Genomic DNA, 17,221 nt, shown 5'->3' on the forward strand with positions numbered 1-17,221 from the left:
TGCTTGACGGATAGCCATGTGGGAGAGAGCAGGAGGATCCGGTGGGACTCGATCCCGACGACCTGTACGAGGTGGACTCGGACGTCCCCGACCTGACCGGGGCGGTGCTGCTGCACCACTTCGAAGGGTTCATGGACGCCGGCTCGGCGGGCCGTCTGCTGGCCGAGCACCTGCTGGGCGGTGAGCACCGGGTGGTCGCCCGCTTCGACGTCGACCGGCTGATCGACTACCGCTCGCGGCGGCCGACGATGACCTACGCGGTCGACCACTGGGAGGACTACGACGCGCCCGAGCTGGTCGTGCACCTGCTGCACGACGCCGACGGCACGCCGTTCCTGCTGCTGTCCGGCCCGGAGCCGGACCACGACTGGGAGCGGTTCTCGGCGGCGGTCCGCAACCTGGTCGAGCGCTGGGGCGTCCGGCTGACCGCCGGGTTCCACGGCATCCCGATGGGCGCGCCGCACACCCGCCCGCTCGGCGTCACCGCGCACGCGACCCGCAAGGACCTGATCGGCGACAACCAGCCGCTGCCGAACCGGCTGCAGGTGCCGGGCAGCCTCGCCGCGCTGCTGGAGTACCGGCTCGGCGAGTGGGGCCACGACGCCATGGGCTTCGCCGCGCACGTGCCGCACTACCTCGCGCAGTCGACGTACCCGGCGGCGTCGCTGATCGTGCTCGAAGCGCTGAGCCGGGCGACCGGGCTGAGCCTGCCCGAGGGCGAGCTGCGCGCGGCCGCGGACCTGGCCGACGCCGAGATCAACCGGCAGGTCGCGGAGTCCGACGAGATCGCCGACGTCGTCCGCGCCCTGGAGCGGCAGTACGACACGTTCGTCGAGGCCTCCGACCGCGACAGCCTGCTGGCGGAGTCGGTCGAGCACATGCCGACGGCCGAGGAGCTCGGCTCGCAGTTCGAGCGCTTCCTCGCGGAGCAGAACGGTGGCGACGGGCCCGAGCGCTGATGACGCGCTACGACGAGATCGGCGTCGGCTACGCACAGGGCAGGCGGACCGACCCGCGCTGGCTCGAGCCGGTGCTGTCCGCGCTGGGCTCCGCGGGTTCGGTACTGGACGTCGGTTCGGGAACGGGGTCGTACGAGCCGCCTTCGCGGGACGTCGTCGCGGTCGAGCCGTCGGCGGAGATGATCCGGCAGCGCGCTCCCGAGGCGGCGCCGGTGGTGCGGGCGGTCGCGGAGGCGCTGCCGTTCGGCTCGGGCACGTTCGACGCCGCGCTGGCGGTGCTGACCGTGCACCACTGGAGCGACTGGCGCGGGGGCCTGGCCGAGCTGCGCCGGGTCGCTCGCCGTCAGGTCGTCCTGGCCTACGACACCGCGCTGCACAACGACTTCTGGCTGGTGCGGGAGTACGTGCCGGAGGTCGCTTCGCTCGAGGGCTCGCGTCCTTCGGCGCCGGAGATCGCGGAGTTCCTCGGGGCGTCTTCGGTGCTGCCGCTGCCGGTGCCGTGGGACTTCACCGACGGCGTCTTCCCGGCGTACTGGCGCCGGCCGGAGGCGTACCTCGACCCGGGCGTGCGCCAGTCGTGTTCGGCGCTGGCCCAGACGTCCCCGGCGGCGGTTTCCCGCGGGATGGCCCGGCTGCGGGCCGATCTCGAGTCCGGGCGCTGGCACGCGGACCACGCGGAGCTGCTGGACCTGACGGAATGGGACGCGGGGTTCCGGCTCATCGTCGCCTAGTACTGCAGGGCGAGATCTTTGTTCGGTGCGGCCGAAGAGCGCCTGCCAGGACAATCCTGGACGCCGGCCTGCCGGTCTGCCGCAGCTGGTCGTGAGTGGTAATTCGGGTTAGAACCCGCAGTACCCCGCACCCACAGCAGCCGCGGCAAACGGTGACCTTGTTTCCCCAGGTCACGCACACAAGTGTCCCTGCAGTACTAGCCGTGGCAGCCTTCTTCGTTGAGCGGCCCGAACGAAGGCAGCACGAGCCCGCACAGGTAGCCGTCGATGAAGCGCCCCGTTCCGGCGAGGTTGGTCCCCAGCCGGACGAACGGCGCGAAACCCCGGATCCCCGCGGCCAGTGCGTCCTGGTTGCGTTGCAGCATCGACGTCAGCTGGTCGAGCTGGGTGAGCAACGGGCCGATGCGAGACTCGCTGATCAGCCCGGACAGCTCCGTCGCGAGCTGCCGGGAGCCGTCGAGCAACGTGCTGATCGCCGTCTCGCGGTTGATCACCGCCGCGAGCAGCTGGTTCCCGTCGTCGAGCAGCCGGCGCACCGCCGCGTCGCGGTCGACGAGCGTCCGCGAAACCACCCGCGTGTTGCCCAGCAGCCTGGCGAGCTGACCGTCGCGCGAGGCGAGCGAGTCCGACAGCCGCGAGAGCCCGGTGAGCGCGGCGCGGACGCTCTGCGGAGTGTTCGCCAGCGTCGCCGACAGCGTGTCGAAGCTCTTCGCCAGCTGCGTGGTGTCGATGCGGTCCACTGTGGACGACAGCTCGCCGAACGCCGCGAGGATGTCGTAGGGCACCGTGGTTCGGGATCGTGGGATGGGCGACCCCGGGTCGAGCGTGCTCTCGCCCTGCGGGTCGAGGGCGAGGTACTTCTGGCCCAGCACGGTCTTCAGCCGGATCGCCGCGCCCGTCGCGTCGCCCAGCCAGGCACCCTTGGCCTTGAACGAAACCAGCACGTGGTCGCCGCGCAGCCGCACGGCCGACACGCGGCCGACCTCGACGCCGGCGACGCGGACGTCGTTGCCTTCGCTCAGCCCGGCCGCTTCGGTGAACTCGGCCGAGTAGGTCGTCCCGTCGCCGATCACCGGCAGGGAACGCGCGTTCAGCGCCGTGACCGCGCCCAGGGCCAGCAGCACCAGACCGGCGAGCGCCGTCCTGACCGGGGCATCGGCGGCCCGACGTGGTGACATGGGTGTCAAGAGTGACCCACCTCACGCCGGGCTGCCAGCCGAGTCCCCCGAAGAGCGGAATCACGCGGCGGTGAGCGCCGGGTATTCACGGTATTCGAGAGCGTTGGCCGCCCGGTCGGTCATCCAGGCGAAGACGCCGCCGAACAGCCGGGTGCTCAGCATCCGGTAGGCGCGGTTGCGGCTGCGGATCTTCGCGGCCGTGCGCGGCGCGAGGAAGTTGCCGGAGCCCTTGCCGTTCTTCTGCCCGACCGTGGCCGGCTTGCGCAGCCGCTGCTCGTACTTCGCGAACGCCGTCACGTGGTCGCCGCCGGCTGCCGCGAGCTCGCCCGCCAGCACCTGGGCGCCCATCATCGCGAGCCCCGTCCCGGACCCGCCCGGCCCGGCGCACCAGGCGGCGTCGCCCAGCAGCACGACGCGCCCCTTCGACCAGCGGTCGAGGTGGATCTGGCTGATCGAGTCGACGTACAGGTCGTCGGCCGCGGGCAGCGCTTCGAGCAGCTTCGGCGTCTCCCATCCGGTGTCCGCGAACAGCTGCGCGAGTAGCGTGCCCTGTTCGCCGGGTGTCCGGCGGTGGAATTCGACGCCGTCGGCGGCGAAGACCAGGCCGACGTGCAGCCGGTCCGGCCGCCGGTGGCTGCCGACCATCAGGCCGCGGCCGGGCTCGTTGTACAGGACGCTGGTGTGGTCGAGCCCGAGGTGGTTCGGCGCGGTGTAGCCGGCGATGCCGAAGCCGAGGTCATGCCGGAAGTCCCGCTCCGGTCCGAAGGCGGCGGCCCGCACGCCGGAGTGCACGCCGTCGGCCCCCACGACCAGGTCGAACTTCCGCGGTGCGCAGTGGCGGAAGGTGACTTCGACGCCGTCCGCCGTCTCGGTGAGGCTCGTGACGCGGTCGCCGAAGACGTATTCGGTGTGGTCCGCGGTGTGCTCGTACAGGATCCGGGCGAGGTCGCCGCGCAGGATCTCGACCTCGCCGCTCCAGGCGGCGCCGGGCACGGTCAGCGCGGGACGGCCGTCGAGACCGAGCACGGTCTGCTCGCCCATCGCCGTCTCGTACCGGCGGATCTCGTCGAGGACGCCCATCGCGGCCAGCAGTTTCACCTGCTCCCCGCGGAAGTCGACGGCCTGGCCGCCGGGCCGCAGCGCGGGCGCGGACTCGACGACGGTCACGCGGTAGCCGCCGCGGTGCAGCCAGTGGGCCGCGGACGGGCCGGCGATGCCGGCCCCGGAAACGAGCACGGTCTTGGTGGTCATCGGAGGGGTTCCTCTCGGTTCGGTGGGTACCGACGCCGAGACTGAGGGCCGCCACTTACCGTCTTCGCACGATCCGCTGACGGTTCGGTCAGTGCGGCGCGGTTGCAGTCGCTAACATGACCCGCGTGGACCGCGCCACCGACGGCCGGATCCAGGAGGACGGCGAGGACGTCGTCGAGGCACGCATCCTGGATGCCGCTGCACACCTGATCGCCGAAGAGGGCTTCGGCAGGTTGAAGATCGGCGGCGTCTGCGCCCGCTCCGGTTACGCGCGGTCGGTCGTCTTCCAGCACTTCGGCGACAAGGACGGGCTCGGGCAACGGCTCGTCGAGCACGCCGTCGAGGAGTTCACCGACGCCTACAGCGAGGCTGTCGCGGCCCGCACCGGATCGGCGAACGCGACGCCGATGGACATGTTGCGCGCGCTGCTGGACATCATCTTCGAACTGATCCGCACGATGCCGACGCTCAACCAGGCGTTCCTGGCGCTGTGGGGCGACGCGGCGGCGGAGTACTCGGGTTTGCGCGGCGTCCTGACGGAGGCCGACCGCCGGTTCCGGTTCGCCATCGCGCAGACCGTGGCCAGCGGGGTCGCGGACGGGTCCATCACCGGCGTCCGCGACCCGGATTCCTATGCTTCGGCGCTGCTGGCCCAGCTGCGCGGGATCTCGATGCAGGCCCTGATCGACCCCGACGGCGTCGACCTGCGAGGACTCCGCGCGGAGCTGGAGCGCAGCGTCGACCGGCTGTCCGCGGGGTTCCGCGGCACGCCCTAAAGGGCGTACACGATTCCCCGCAGCACGATCACGCCGATGAAGACGAGCGTGAAGGCCAGGTCGAGCGAAATCCCGCCGAGCCGCACCGGCCGCACGACCCGCCGCACCGGCCCGATCACCGGCTCGGTCGCGGCGTAGGCCAGGCCACGGGCGCGCCGCGCCCACGGCGGGGTGTTCCCCACCACCGCGACCCAGTCCAGCACCATCCGCGCGATCAGCACGAGCAGGTACAGGCTCAGCGCGAACCCGAGCAACGTCCCTAGAGCACCCATGGCCCCTCCGTTTCCACTACCCGGAGAACGCGCGGGGGACGCGGGGAGTGCCAGGTCTGTCCGGTTCACAGCTTTTCGACAGGATCGAGCGCCCCAGTGGCGTTGGGTGCATGTGACCATGCTGTTGGCGAAGTCGGGCCAGGGTCCGGCTTACCGTCCTGCCGCGGCTTGTCGTGAGTGGTATTTAGGGTTAGAACCCTAAATACCACTCACGACAAGCCGCGGCAGACCACCCGACTACCGCATCCGACGACTTCGCCAACAGCACCGTCACATGCACCCAACGCCACTGGGGCGCATCAGGTCAGGCGTCGTGAGGGTGCCCTTCATGGCGTTCGGCGAGGGCCGGCGGCCTGAGCCGGTTCAACAGGCGTAGTGCGCCTGCCGGGCCGTCGCCAGGACCTTCGCGGTGTCGGCGCTGCCGAGCCCCCAGGCCTCGACCTTCGCCTTGACCTGGCGCAACAGTGCCTCCTTGGTCGCGAACGGCGCGTCCGCCCAGATGTCGTCGAGCAGTGTCGTCCCGGCCGCGGCCGGGTTCGCGACCCCTGAATCGAGGCCGCCGAAGACCACCGTCGGCTCGGCGCGGTGGAAGTACGCGTGCGTCGGATCCTCCGTGCCTTCGAAGAACGGCGCGAACTCGACGTCGCCGAGCCGGAAGTGCAACGGCTTGCCGGGGACCGGGGCGAACGACGGGAGCAGGTCCCCGGACAGCCCGGCGTTCCGGTACAGCCCGAACTCGAGGAACGTCGTCCGCGGGTCACGCGCCACCAGGTTCACCGGGCCGAAGAACAGCGTCTGCGTCTTCGGGTCGTCGAGCGCCCGCTCGGCGTGCAGCCGGAACGGCGTCCGGACGACGACGGTGTCCCCGTCACGCCAGGTGCGGGTGAGCACCGGGCCCGCCGGCTTGCCGTTCACCTTGACCGAGAAGGTGTCACGGCACCAGGACGGGACCCGCAGCCGGAGCGTGAACCGCGCGGAGCCGTCGCGGACGACGAGCGTCGACCCCTGCTCGTACGGGAAGTTCGTCCGCTGCTCGATCGTGACGCCCTTCCACGACAGCTTCGACGGGCTGTACAGGTTCACGTAGAGCGTGCTGTCGTCCGCGCTGCGGAAGTAGACCGTGTCCTGGTACTTGGTCGCGCTCTCCATTCCGGTGCCTTCGCAGCACGTCGTCCCGGCCTTCGGCGTGTAGTCGCGGACGTGGCCCGGGTTCAGCCCGATGAAGTAGGTGACCAGCGGCTTCTCGGCGTCCGGCCGGTCCTGTTTGGACCCGAGGACCTGGTTGTACAGCCCGCGCTCGTAGTAGTCGAGGTAGCGCGGGTCCGGCTCGTGGAAGAACAGCATCCGGCTCAGCTTCAGCATGTTGTACGCGCAGCACGTCTCGGCGTTGGTGTCGCCGAGCGTGCCGGCGATGCTGCCGGGCTCCTTCCAGAACTCGCCGAGGCTGGTCCCGCCGATGCCGTACATCCGCGTCGGCACCACCATGCCCCAGAAGGTGCGGGCGGCGTCCAGGTACCGCTTTTCGCCGGTTTCGTCGTACAGCCGCACCAGGCCGGTCAGGATCGGGATGTGCTGGTTCGCGTGCATCCCGGTGAGGATGTCGGTGCCGGCCACGCAGCTGTCGATGAGGTGGTCGAGGTCGAACAGCTTCGCCAGCGCGAGGTGCTCGGCGCGGCCGGTGACGGCGTGGACGTCGCAGATCGCCTCGACGATCCCGCCGAACTCGCCGCTGGAGAAGATGCCCCACATCCGCTGCAACGTCGTCTTCGGCAGTTTCGACAGCCGCGAATACATCCAGTCGCACATGCCGGACGCGAGGTCGAGTGCGCGCTCGTCGCCGGTGGCGCGGTAGGCCTCGAAGAGCCCGCGCAGGATCTTGTGCGCGGTGTAATAGGGCGCCCAGACGACGGTGTAGTTCCCGCTCGTCATCGACTCCAGCGTGCTGAACTGCGTCTCGGGGTAGGCGGCCAGGAACCCGGGGTGACTCGGACCGCCCCAGGTGCGGCGCACGACCGCGGGACCGGACCGCCCGGTCCGGTCGGTGAGCGTGTCGAAGGCGTACGACGCGAGATCGCCGTCGCCGGCTTTCGCCTGCAGCGCACCGACTTCGGTGGCGGACAGCGCCCGGGACCAGACGTCGAACCCGCCGAAGGCGCCCGCGAACACCGGGTCCGGGTAGAGCGAGCGCCCCAGCCAGTGGTTCGCCAGCGCGCCGAGCGCCGCCGGGTTGAGCGTCATCGCGGTGTTCGTGCCGGCCACGGACCCGTTGACGTACAGCGTTCCGGTGGTGCCCGCGATCGTGACGGCGAGGTGGCTCCACTCGCCGACGGGCAGCGGAGTGGTCCCGTCGATGCCCTGCTCGCGCCCGGCGCCGCCGGTCGTGATGGCGAACCGCGGGACGCCGGAACCGTTGCGCGCGGCCAGGTACAGGTACTTGGTCGTGTTGTCGCCGAAGTCGAACACCCGGGCCCAGTTGTCGGCGTGGCTCGGGCGCACCCACGCGGCGATCGTGAGCTCGGCGGCGTTCCCGAGCACGGTGGCGGGCAGGTCGACGTACTGGTACGAAGCGCGGGGCTGCTCGATCGCGCCGCCGAACCGGCCGGGGACGACGAGCGCGGCCGGATCGCGGCGAAGCGCGTCGCGCACCTCGCCGAGGGCGCCGACCACGTACCGGATCCGGTCGCCGAACCCGGCCTCGCCGGTGCTCGCGTAGGCCTGCGAAAGCATCGTCAGGAAGTGTCCGGTGTAGTGCCCGCGCAGGTTGCCGTTGGCCTCGCCGTCCAGGCCTTCCCAGCCGCCAGGGGCGACCGCGCCGCGGGTGTCCAGGCCCGCGTTGGCCCGGAAGACCTGCAGCAGCCGGTCGACGTCGTAGCCGCGGGCGTGGTCGAGCATCAGCGTGCGTTTGGCCGCGAACAGGCCGTCGCGCAGCTTCACGTCGCCGAGTTCGAACGGCCGGACCGCCCACGATGCCGGCAGGGGTGCGGCGGTAGTGGCAGCTGCCGCCGCCGCCGTTGCCGGTGCGTCGAGCGTGATGCCGAGCGCGGGCACAGCGGTGGCGACGGCGGCGCTGCGAAGGACGGCGCGTCGCGTCATCGGGACTGCCATGGTGGCCCTCCAGGGTTCGAGGGCCGAATGTTAACGTGAACAATATCGTTCGAGTGATCCAGTTCACTCGAATGGCCTACTCGCCAGGTCGGGTCAGGGCGGCTCAGCCGAAGGTGACCACGAGCCGGCCGTCGGAGGCGAAGGACCACTTCAACGTGCCGGCGTAGGACGTGCACCGCGACCCGTTCTTCCCGGTCCAGAACTGGTCCGAGCCGTCGACGTTGCCGACCGTCTTGTCGTTCGACCCGCCACTGGCGAAGCGGCACGAGGTGTCGTTGCGGAACACCGACGTCCCGGTGTCGAAGGAGAAGTTGCGTTCGGCGTTGTCGATGCCGACGTTGTCCGAAACGGACATGGAGCCGGGGTTGCTGTTGTAGGTGAACCCGTGGTGGCCGTTGCGGTAGGCGATGTCGCGCCGGACGATGTGGTTGACCGCGATCTTGTCGCCGCCGAGCTTGTAGCCGTTGCGGTCGCCGTTCTTGTTGACCGTGCCGTTGCTGAGGGTGCCGTTCGCGTAGGCGAGGGAGTCCTCGATGGTCACCGGGCCGATCGGGCCGGTGTCGGTCTTGGTGTAGAGGTCCCAGCCATCGTCGATGTTGTTGTGGGAGACGTCGTAGCGGAAGACGTTCCCGGTGCCCGAGGTGAGTTTCGCGGCGAAACCGTCGGCGTCCTCGCCGTCGGAGTCGGCGTTGTCGTGCGATTCGGAGCTGACGACGAGGTTGTTCGACGGCCACTGGTCCTTCGGCGTGCTCGACGCGATCCGGGAGATCTGCAGGCCGGAATCGCGGTTGAAGCGGGTGACGACGCGTTCGATGACGTTGTTGCTCCCGCCGACGAAGATCCCGTTGTCCCCGGCGCGTTCGACGACGATCCCGGCGACGCGCCAGTAGGAGCCGTTGACGGCAAGACCGCGGTTGGCCGGGTCTTCCGCCATGGCCGAGAAGTTCAGCACGGGCTTCTCGCCGGGGTAGGCGGACAGCGTCTTGCGTGCGCTGGAGGTGCCGTTGTTGCCGGGGGCGATGGTGACGGTCTGGGCGTAGGAGTAGGTACCTCCGCGAAGGGAAATGGTGCCACCGGAACCGATCCGGGTGAGCGCCGAGGGCAGGGTGGTCGGATCCGCCTGTGTACCGGCGGCGGAGTCCTTGCCGGTGGGCGCCACGTACAAGGTGGTGGCCGCGGCGGCGGATGGCGGTGCCAGCGCGGCCACCGTGACCAGTGCGGCGACTGCTGTAAGCGCTTTCTTGGTGCTCCCGTACGAACTCATGCGCGCCTCCTTGCGGGCAAGAATCGACACCGAATCCGAGAGCGCTCCCAATGTTGCGGGGAACGGGATCTTCGGTGAGGCGACGGTAGCACCGGGTGCGCCGGACGCGAGTGGGCCAAGCGGGTCGTCTGTACTGAAAACGCTTTCAGAACTCCGGGCGCGAATCGGCCCCTGCCGCGTCTTTCGCGGGCAGGGGCCGTCCGCGCGGCCGGGTCAGGCCTTGTGGACCAAGGTCGCGCCGGTCCAGAAGTCCTCCAGGACCGCGGTGATCGACAGGTGCCGTGTCACGCAGGTGTAGCCGGGTACCTGAAGTCCCTTGACTTCGAGTGGCAGCTTGGCGGTACCCACGACGGTGCCGTCGTCACCGATCGGATATTCGGCCACCTCCAAGATGGTCGCGGACTTGCGAATGGTGAGCGTCGACTGACCCCGCGTGCAGACGACGCTCACGTCGACGGTCACCTTGACGGAAATCACGGTCGTGTTGCTCTCCACCGCCACGTCCACCTCTCGGAACGAGACGGTGGCGACACTGCCGTCCCAGGCGGCTTCGGTGGCCTCCGCCACGAAGTGCGCGTCGGCCGCCAGTGCGACGCCGGCGCCGCCGGCCAGGAGGGCCATGGTTGCCGCGGCGGCCGTGGCGGCCCTCGCGAGCCCCCGCTGTGCCGCTCCCGTCGATTTCCTGATGGAAAGCATGCCGACCCCTTGTCCGGTGTCAGTGCGGATGGGAAGAGTGGTCCGTTCCCGGTCAGACCGGCTCGAAGTCCACCGGAACATCGTTGTTGTCCTGGTCCTTGGCACCGCCGGACGCCCCGTTGACGACCGTGAAGTCCTTGGTCGTCCCGTTGAAGTTCAGCCTCAGCGTTTCGAACCCGATCCGCAGGGTGGACACGCCTCGCAGGTTGGCGGCCGAGACCTTGAACTTGATGTCGATGGTGACATCGATCAGCTGCTCGCTGCGGAAGGTCTCCTTCAGGACGCTCTGGCTGGTGTCCTTCTTGAAGCTGAGCACCCACACCTTCCAGCCGGACGACGACGGAAGGTTGTAGACCTGCCACAGGCTCTTGAAATTGTAGCTCCGGAGCCGGCCCTGAATGCGTCCTTCGAGATCGAAACCCTGCGACTGGATCGTGAGGCTCTGGAAGGTGCTGAAACCGTGGAATGCGGTGACTTCGTCGGCCGCGATGGAGTTCGCGACCCGGCCGTTCGGCAGGACGAGGTCGAACTGGCCGTGGGTCACGTCGATCGCGGACGAGCTCGGCGCGCTGACCGGGGCGGCGGCAGCCACCGCTCCCGTGGCCAAGGTCATTGCGCTGACAGCGATTGCCACTGCTGCCCGGGTGCACACTTTCCATGCACGGTTGTCCATGTCCGCCTCTTTCATTTCCGTTTTGATTGCCGTCGAAAACTTCATCAGGAGGTACTGGACGGGTACTGGACGGCGATTGGACGGTCCGGGGAACCGCCGGACGGCGGCTCGTGCCCGCCCCGGGCGCCTCCGCCGCGGGTGGAACCGGGTTCCATCGCCGGAATCGGCCTTTAGCCCGAGCGGAGCCACTTGCTTGTGTGCCGGCGGCCGGGCCCACTACGTTTGGTCAGCAGCCGATAGCGGGGAACCACGGTGACAACGAGGTCGGTACGCATCCAGGTGCTGGGTTCGCTGCGGGCTTGGCACGACGGCGCCGAACTCGATCTCGGGCCGCCCGGCCGGCGCGCGGTTCTCGGGCTGCTCGCGCTGGCTGGCGGGGATGCCGTGGCCCGGCGGGACCTCGTGGACGCTCTGTGGGGCGACCGGCCGCCCCCGACCGCGGTGAACGTCGTCCAGACCCACGTCAAGCACCTGCGGCGGCTGCTGGAACCCGGGCGTGCGCCGCGGGCGGGCAGTGGGGTGCTGCCGCACGTCGGCGGGGGTTACGCCGTGCAGCGGGACGCCGTCGACGTCGACCTGTGGCGGTTCCGCGAGCTCATCGCCGAGGCGAACGACGCGCAACGCGACGCCGACCCCGTCCGCGTCGTGGCTTCGCTCGGCGAGGCGCTCCGCCTGTGGCACGGCAGGCCGCTGGCCGATCTGCCGCCGCTCACCGGCCACCCGAAGGTCGTTTCGCTGGTCGTCGAGCGCCGGGAAGCGTTTTCCCGGTACGCCGGGGCGATGATCGAAACCGGTGCCGCCGCCGAGGTCCTGCCCGGCATAGCCGAAGCCGCCGCGGAGCAACCCCTCGACGAAGCCGCGCAGGCCCTCCTGATCCGCGCCCACCACGCACTGGGGCAGCGGGGCGAGGCGTTCCGGCTTTACGGGCAGGTGCGGACGCGGCTCGTCGACGAGCTCGGGATCGACCCGGGGCCGGAGCTGCTGGCCGCGCACGCGGCCGTGCTGCGCGCCCCCGTCACCGCGGTCCCCGCCGAACCCCGGCAGGCGCAGCGGGTCCCGAAGCAGCTGCCCGCCGAACCGCGCGGGTTCACCGGCCGGACGGCGGAACTGTCGTATTTGGACAGTCTGGTGACCGGCGGCATCGCCGCGGTCTCCGGCACGGCGGGCGTCGGCAAGACGGCGCTGGCCGTGCACTGGGCCCACCGCGTCCGGGTCCGCTTCCCGGACGGGCAGCTGTACGCGAACCTGCGCGGCCACGCACCGGGCTCCCCGGCCGCGCCGGCCGAAATCCTCGCGCAGTTCCTGGCCGCGCTGGGGATTCCGCCCGAGCGCGTGCCCCCGGACGTGGAAACCGCGGCCGCCCTGTACCGGACCCTGACCACCGACCGGCAGCTCCTGGTCCTGCTGGACAACGCCGCCGACCCGGACCAGGTCCGGCCGCTGCTGCCGGCCGGGCCCGGGTGCCTGGTGGTGGTGACCGCGCGCGACCGCATGACGGGCCTGGTCGCCGTGCACGGCGCGCGCCGGCTCACCCTCGACGTGCTCAGCCCCGACGACGCCGTCGAGCTGCTCGCGGGCGTGCTGGGCCACGGGCGGGTCCGCGCCGAGCCGGAGGCGGCCCTCGAGTTCGCCAAGCTGTGCGTCCACCTCCCGCTCGCGCTGCGGATCGCCGCGGCCAACCTCGCCGATCGGCCCGGCGCCGGCATCGAGGACTACGTCGCGGAGCTGCGCGAGGGCAACCTCCTCGCCGCCCTCGCGGTGCCGGGTGACGAGCAGACGGCGGTGCGGACCGCGTTCGACCTCTCCCACGCGGCTCTGCCCGCCGACGCCCAGCGGCTGTTCCGGTTGCTGAGCCTGGTCCCCGGCGCGGACGTCGGCGCCGAGGCCGTGGCCGCGCTGGCCGGCACCGAGACCACGCGGGCGGTCGCCCTGCTGGACCGGCTCGCCGCCGCGCACCTCGTCGAACACCACGCGCCGGGCCGGTACCGCTTCCACGACCTGCTTCGCCGGTACGCCGCCGAGCAAGCCGGCCGGCTGGAGCCCGCCGCGGACCGCGAGCGGGCGCTGCGCCACCTGTACGACTGGTACCTGGCGGCGGTGGACGGCGCCGCCCGCCTGCTCTACCCGCACATGCTGCGGCTGCCGGTGGACGGTGTCCCGGCCGCTTTTCCCGGGCTGGGCGAGGCGTCGGCGTGGCTGGACGCCGAACGCGGCAACCTCGTCGCCGCCGTGCGGTTCGCGGCCGACCGCGGACCGCGGCCGATGGCGTGGCGGCTCGCCGACGCGTTGCGCGGGTACTTCTGGATGTGCATGCGCGGTGTCGAATGGCTCGCGGTCGCCGAAGGCGGCCTCAGCGCCGCCAACGCCGACGGTGGACCTCGCGCGCGGGCCGTCACCCGGCTCAGCCTCGCCGACCTGCACTTCCGCCAGGGCCGGTACCGGCAGGCGGTCCGGCAGTACACGGCCGCGTTGCTGCTCGCGCGGCAGGCGGACTGGGCCGAGGCGCAGGCCGCGGTGCTCGGCAACCTGGGATGTGTCTACTGGCAGTCCGGGCGGCTCGCCGACGCCGCGTCCCGGTTCGGCCGCGGGCTGGCCCTCAGCAGGCGGATCGGCCAGCCGGCGGGTGAAGCCGTCGCCTTCGGCAACCTCGGGCTCGTCCACTGGGAAATGGGCAGGCTCGCCGAAGCCGCCGACCACTACACCCAGGCGTTGCGCCGTTATCGCCGGATCGGGTCCCGGTACGGCGAAGCGATCAACCTCGCCAACCTCGGGCAGACGCAGCGCGCCCGCGGGCGGACCGCCGAGGCGGTGGAGCTGCTCTGCCGGTCCCTGGACCTGCAGTGCGAGGCGGGAAACCGGGGCGGCGAAGCGGAAACCCGCAGCCGGCTGGCCCTGGCACACGCCGATCGCGGCCATCGGGCCGTGGCCCTCGAATGCGCGGGAACGGGGCTCGCGCTGGCCCGGGAGGCGGGGGATCCGCGGACCGAGGCGGAGGCCCTGGCGGCCTTGGCGGCCGTGCTCGCCCGCTTCGGCGACCGGCCGGAGGCGGTCCGCCGGTACGGCCAGGCCCTCGACCTGATCCGCGAGACCGGCGATCGTTACCCGGAGGTCGACGCGCTCATCGGTCTGGCGGCGGTCACCGCGGATCCGGGTCCCGCCCAGCAGGCGCTCGTGCTCGCCGAGCGGGCGGGCTACCGGGCGCTGCAGGGCCACGCGCTGACGGCGCTGGCCGGAGCCCTGCTCGCCCGCGGCGAGCCCGGTGCCGCGGCCGAGCACGCCCGGAGCGCGCTTGCGTTGCACCGGGAGACCGGGCACGGGCCGGGGGAGACGCAAACGCTCGCTCTCCTTTCCCGGCCCGAGACGAGGTGAATGACGGCTACCAGCGGATGCCGCTCTTGTCCACGGTGTAGCTGCCGTTCGGCTGGACGGTGACGATCACCCACGGGTTCACGCCCTTGGCGCCGATCGCGCCCGGGCACGTGAATTCGCTCTGGTCGTAAACGGTCCGGCCGATGCCGTCCTTCGCCGGGGTGTCGGACTCCTCGATCCGTCCTGCCCAGCTGCAAGCCTGGTTGAGCACTTCGTGCGTGACCGTCACCTCGACCGACGTGATCGCCGCGCCCCGCGCGCACCACGAGACCTGGTTGGAGTACTTCCACACTCCTTCGTTCGTCAGCACGATCGGTGCGGTGGACCAGCACCCGTCCTCCGCCGCGGCGCCCGTGATGAACGGGATGGCGGCGAGCAGTCCCGCTGTGACGGCTGTGAGTGCGCCGGCTCTTCGCATGGCTTTCCCTCATTTCCGTGTCCTCCCAATGTGCTGACTCCCCGCGGGGCCCGCAAGACGCCGATCCGGCCAGTCCAGCCGACGTCCAATGCTTGTCCAGTTCGCGCGAATAGCGTGCGGGTGGCCTACGGAGCCCTAGGAGGGGACGAACGATGAAGGCACGGCTCAGGAGAAGGATCGCCGTCGTGGCCACGGTCCTGTCGGCCGCCGGTGCGGTTTCGATCGGCACGGCGGGCAGCAGTGGTGCCGCCCAGGCGGCCGGCCTGCGCGCGTTCGGCATCACGGCCGACGGCACGTTGATGGCCACGTTCTCCACCGACCGGCCACAGGTGCTCGACTGGGTCCGGGTCGTCACCGGCCTCAGCGGCGACACGGCGTTGCTCGGGATCGACTTCCGCGTCCAGAACGGCTTGCTGTACGGCGTCGGCAACGCCGGCGGCATCTACACCATCACCACCCCGCCGACGACCCCCGACGTCGTCGTCAAGAAGGTCTCGCAGCTCAGCGTCCCGCTCTGGGGCACCAACTTCGGCGTCGACTTCAACCCGGCCGCCGACCGGCTGCGGGTGGTCAGCGACCAGGGCCAGAACCTGCGGCACAACCTCGCCGACGGCACCACGGCCGAAGACGCCATCCTGACCACCCCGCCGGCACTGGGGCCCACCCGCGGCGTCACGGCCGCCGCGTACACGAACAACGACCTGAACCCCGACACCGCGACCACGCTCTTCGACCTCAACACGGCCACCGACCAGGTGGTCATCCAGTCCCCGGCCAACAACGGCACGCTCGCCCCGACCGGCGCACTGGGCGTCGACGCGGGCCCGAACGCGGGCTTGGACATCTACAGCGAACTGGTCAACGGCAAGGCGGTTTCGGCGACCGCGTTCGCCACGTTGGTCTCCGGGAGCACCAACCAGGCATCGCTGTACAGCGTGAACCTGCTGACCGGAGCGGCGACCGCGGTGGGGCAGTTCCCGCTGGCCAACACCGACATCGCCGTCGCACTGGGCTGACCCCCACGGATCGGAACTACCGGACACGCCCGGAGGTGGGCAGGGTGCCGCCCTGCCCACCTCCGCGACTTACGGACACAACTTCCGGCAGCCTGCTCAGCAGTGGCGCTTCTCGAACCGGCCGTTCCCGTTGTCGTCGTATTCGTGGATGGTCATGTTGCCTGCGTACATCCAGCCGGAATTCGCCTGGTTCTCTTCGCGGACCCAGTACCACGTGTTTTGGGAACTGTTGACCACGTAGCACCAGAGCCAGACCTTGGTGCCCGAGGGCAGGTTGTTCGTCGCGCTGCAGTCGACGGAGGGCCCGGTCCGCAGGCTGTGGGTCCCGTTCACGATCCCGTATCCCTCACCGTTGGCGGCGTGGTTCGGGCTTCCGGGGCACGCCTGGGCGGTGGCCGACGCCGTGGCGCCGCCGGTCACCGTCAGCGCCGTGCCCAGCGCGATCGTCGCCATCGCCGTGGTGAGCATTTGTCTGACAACCGTCATGTTCTTTGTCCTTTCCTCGTCCAGTCGGTTCAGTGTGCGGTGGCGCGGACCGGCCGGTATTGGAAGAAACCGAACTCAGTGCGCGAGAAGGGGCGCGCTGGTGACGTGTCCGGCCAGCCGATCGGTCAGCAGCGCCTGCATGGCCGGGGTTTCCGCGCGGATGCGGCGGAACTGCGCGGGTGTGCAACTGGTGAGGGCCTTGAAATCGGTACCGAGGTGCGCTTGGTCGTAGTAGCCGGAATCGACGGCGATCTGCGCGAGTGGCCGATTCCCGGCGGTCAGCATGCGCAGCGCGTTCTGGAGCCGGAGGATCCGGGCCAACCGTTTCGGGGGCAGGCCGAGCTGTTGCCGGAAGCGGCTTTCCAGGTGCCGTCCGCTCCACCCCACATCGGCCGCGAGCGCCGAGACGGCCAGCCGTCCCCGGCTGAGCCGGAGCCGCCGCCAGAGGTGTTCGACCTGCGGCGACCAGGTCGGGCCTGTGTCGAGCCGGGCCAGGAGCAGTTCGTCCAGCCGCGCGAACCGCTCCGGCCAGTCCGGCAGGGCCGCCAACGCGCCCGCGGCGACCGGAGCCGGGAAGCCGTGCGGTTCCGTGAGGTCGACGATCCGGTTGGTCAGCTGGTCGACCGGCAGACCGAACAACGTGAACGCGGCGAGCGACGTCATCGAGACCTCGATGCCGCACATCCTGCCCGCGTGTTCGCCGATCACCGCGCCTTCGTGCGGTCCCGCGAGTAGTGAGATTACGGTGGACGGGGGCATCGCGTGCGTCCCGGCGCCCTGGACCCGCAGCGGCTCGCCGAAGCCGAGGAACATCGTGACCACGTCCACCGGGAGTTCCAGCCGCCGTCGCGGCACCTCCATGCCGAGACGGCAGCCACGGTAGCCGAGCACCTGCCCCCGCAGCCGCGGATGCGGCGGCCAGGACACGACTTCCCATACACCGGCGGCCGTTACGCCGTGCCTGACCTGAACTCGCATGGGCCACCCGTCCGGTAGCGTGGGTGGTCCCCGATCGGGTCCACCGGTG

15 protein-coding genes are annotated in these 17,221 nt (G+C 70.8%); 5 read left to right on the forward strand and 10 right to left on the reverse strand.

What is annotated here, in order from left to right; translation table 11 throughout:
* The first annotated feature begins 41 nt into the window (after positions 1 to 41).
* Positions 42 to 959, forward strand: coding sequence for a proteasome assembly chaperone family protein (locus ACLJQF_RS28475; RefSeq protein WP_410613176.1), 918 nt, complete (start codon positions 42 to 44; stop codon positions 957 to 959).
* Positions 959 to 1,690 carry a class I SAM-dependent methyltransferase gene (locus tag ACLJQF_RS28480; protein WP_410613178.1) on the forward strand — a complete coding sequence of 244 codons (732 nt, stop codon included), beginning with the start codon at positions 959 to 961 and terminating at the stop codon, positions 1,688 to 1,690. Before ACLJQF_RS28475 ends, ACLJQF_RS28480 begins: the two co-directional genes overlap by 1 nt.
* Before the next feature lie 197 nt (positions 1,691 to 1,887).
* Here ACLJQF_RS28480 and ACLJQF_RS28485 read toward each other — a convergent pair whose 3' ends face one another.
* Both ACLJQF_RS28485 and ACLJQF_RS28490 read right to left on the reverse strand, forming a co-directional pair.
* Positions 1,888 to 2,868, reverse strand: coding sequence for an MCE family protein (locus ACLJQF_RS28485; RefSeq protein ID WP_410613180.1), 981 nt, complete (start codon positions 2,866 to 2,868; stop codon positions 1,888 to 1,890).
* Positions 2,869 to 2,928: 60 nt separating this feature from the next.
* Positions 2,929 to 4,119: an FAD-dependent monooxygenase gene (locus ACLJQF_RS28490; protein WP_410613182.1), complete on the reverse strand. Its 1,191-nt coding sequence runs from the start codon at positions 4,117 to 4,119 to the stop codon at positions 2,929 to 2,931.
* Between the two features lie 116 nt (positions 4,120 to 4,235).
* Between ACLJQF_RS28490 and ACLJQF_RS28495 the strand changes: the two genes are divergently transcribed.
* Entirely contained in the window at positions 4,236 to 4,895 is a 660-nt protein-coding gene (locus ACLJQF_RS28495) for a TetR/AcrR family transcriptional regulator (RefSeq protein ID WP_410613184.1), read from the forward strand.
* On the opposite strand, the gene ACLJQF_RS28500 is transcribed toward ACLJQF_RS28495, so the two are convergent.
* The 5 genes from ACLJQF_RS28500 to ACLJQF_RS28520 form a co-directional block, all read right to left on the reverse strand.
* Positions 4,892 to 5,167 carry a YggT family protein gene (locus ACLJQF_RS28500; protein WP_410613186.1) on the reverse strand — a complete coding sequence of 92 codons (276 nt, stop codon included), beginning with the start codon at positions 5,165 to 5,167 and terminating at the stop codon, positions 4,892 to 4,894. The two genes, ACLJQF_RS28495 and ACLJQF_RS28500, sit on opposite strands and share 4 nt — an antisense overlap.
* Before the next feature lie 363 nt (positions 5,168 to 5,530).
* Positions 5,531 to 8,272 carry a beta-L-arabinofuranosidase domain-containing protein gene (locus tag ACLJQF_RS28505; RefSeq protein ID WP_410613188.1) on the reverse strand — a complete coding sequence of 914 codons (2,742 nt, stop codon included), beginning with the start codon at positions 8,270 to 8,272 and terminating at the stop codon, positions 5,531 to 5,533.
* A gap of 103 nt (positions 8,273 to 8,375) precedes the next feature.
* Positions 8,376 to 9,536, reverse strand: coding sequence for a right-handed parallel beta-helix repeat-containing protein (locus tag ACLJQF_RS28510; RefSeq protein WP_410613190.1), 1,161 nt, complete (start codon positions 9,534 to 9,536; stop codon positions 8,376 to 8,378).
* Between the two features lie 213 nt (positions 9,537 to 9,749).
* On the reverse strand, positions 9,750 to 10,232 hold the full coding sequence (locus tag ACLJQF_RS28515) for a hypothetical protein (RefSeq protein WP_410613192.1): 483 nt from the start codon (positions 10,230 to 10,232) through the stop codon (positions 9,750 to 9,752).
* Between the two features lie 52 nt (positions 10,233 to 10,284).
* Positions 10,285 to 10,950, reverse strand: a complete 666-nt coding sequence (locus ACLJQF_RS28520) for a hypothetical protein (protein ID WP_410613194.1) — start codon at positions 10,948 to 10,950, stop codon at positions 10,285 to 10,287.
* A 207-nt stretch (positions 10,951 to 11,157) separates the two neighbouring features.
* On the opposite strand from ACLJQF_RS28520, the gene ACLJQF_RS28525 reads away from it, so the two are divergent.
* Positions 11,158 to 14,274: a BTAD domain-containing putative transcriptional regulator gene (locus ACLJQF_RS28525; RefSeq protein ID WP_410613196.1), complete on the forward strand. Its 3,117-nt coding sequence runs from the start codon at positions 11,158 to 11,160 to the stop codon at positions 14,272 to 14,274.
* A gap of 7 nt (positions 14,275 to 14,281) precedes the next feature.
* Here the strand turns inward: ACLJQF_RS28525 and ACLJQF_RS28530 are convergent, their stop codons facing one another.
* On the reverse strand, positions 14,282 to 14,692 hold the full coding sequence (locus ACLJQF_RS28530; RefSeq protein ID WP_410613198.1) for a hypothetical protein: 411 nt from the start codon (positions 14,690 to 14,692) through the stop codon (positions 14,282 to 14,284).
* 185 nt (positions 14,693 to 14,877) lie between these two features.
* Between ACLJQF_RS28530 and ACLJQF_RS28535 the strand changes: the two genes are divergently transcribed.
* Entirely contained in the window at positions 14,878 to 15,708 is an 831-nt protein-coding gene (locus tag ACLJQF_RS28535; protein ID WP_410613199.1) for a DUF4394 domain-containing protein, read from the forward strand.
* A 96-nt stretch (positions 15,709 to 15,804) separates the two neighbouring features.
* On the opposite strand, the gene ACLJQF_RS28540 is transcribed toward ACLJQF_RS28535, so the two are convergent.
* Positions 15,805 to 16,194 carry a hypothetical protein gene (locus ACLJQF_RS28540; RefSeq protein WP_410613201.1) on the reverse strand — a complete coding sequence of 130 codons (390 nt, stop codon included), beginning with the start codon at positions 16,192 to 16,194 and terminating at the stop codon, positions 15,805 to 15,807.
* A gap of 75 nt (positions 16,195 to 16,269) precedes the next feature.
* Entirely contained in the window at positions 16,270 to 17,121 is an 852-nt protein-coding gene (locus ACLJQF_RS28545; RefSeq protein WP_410613203.1) for a helix-turn-helix domain-containing protein, read from the reverse strand.
* Between the last annotated feature and the right edge of the window lie 100 nt (positions 17,122 to 17,221).

This window comes from Amycolatopsis sp. lyj-109, from assembly GCF_046548995.1.
In the GTDB taxonomy this organism is placed as follows: Bacteria; Actinomycetota; Actinomycetes; order Mycobacteriales; family Pseudonocardiaceae; genus Amycolatopsis.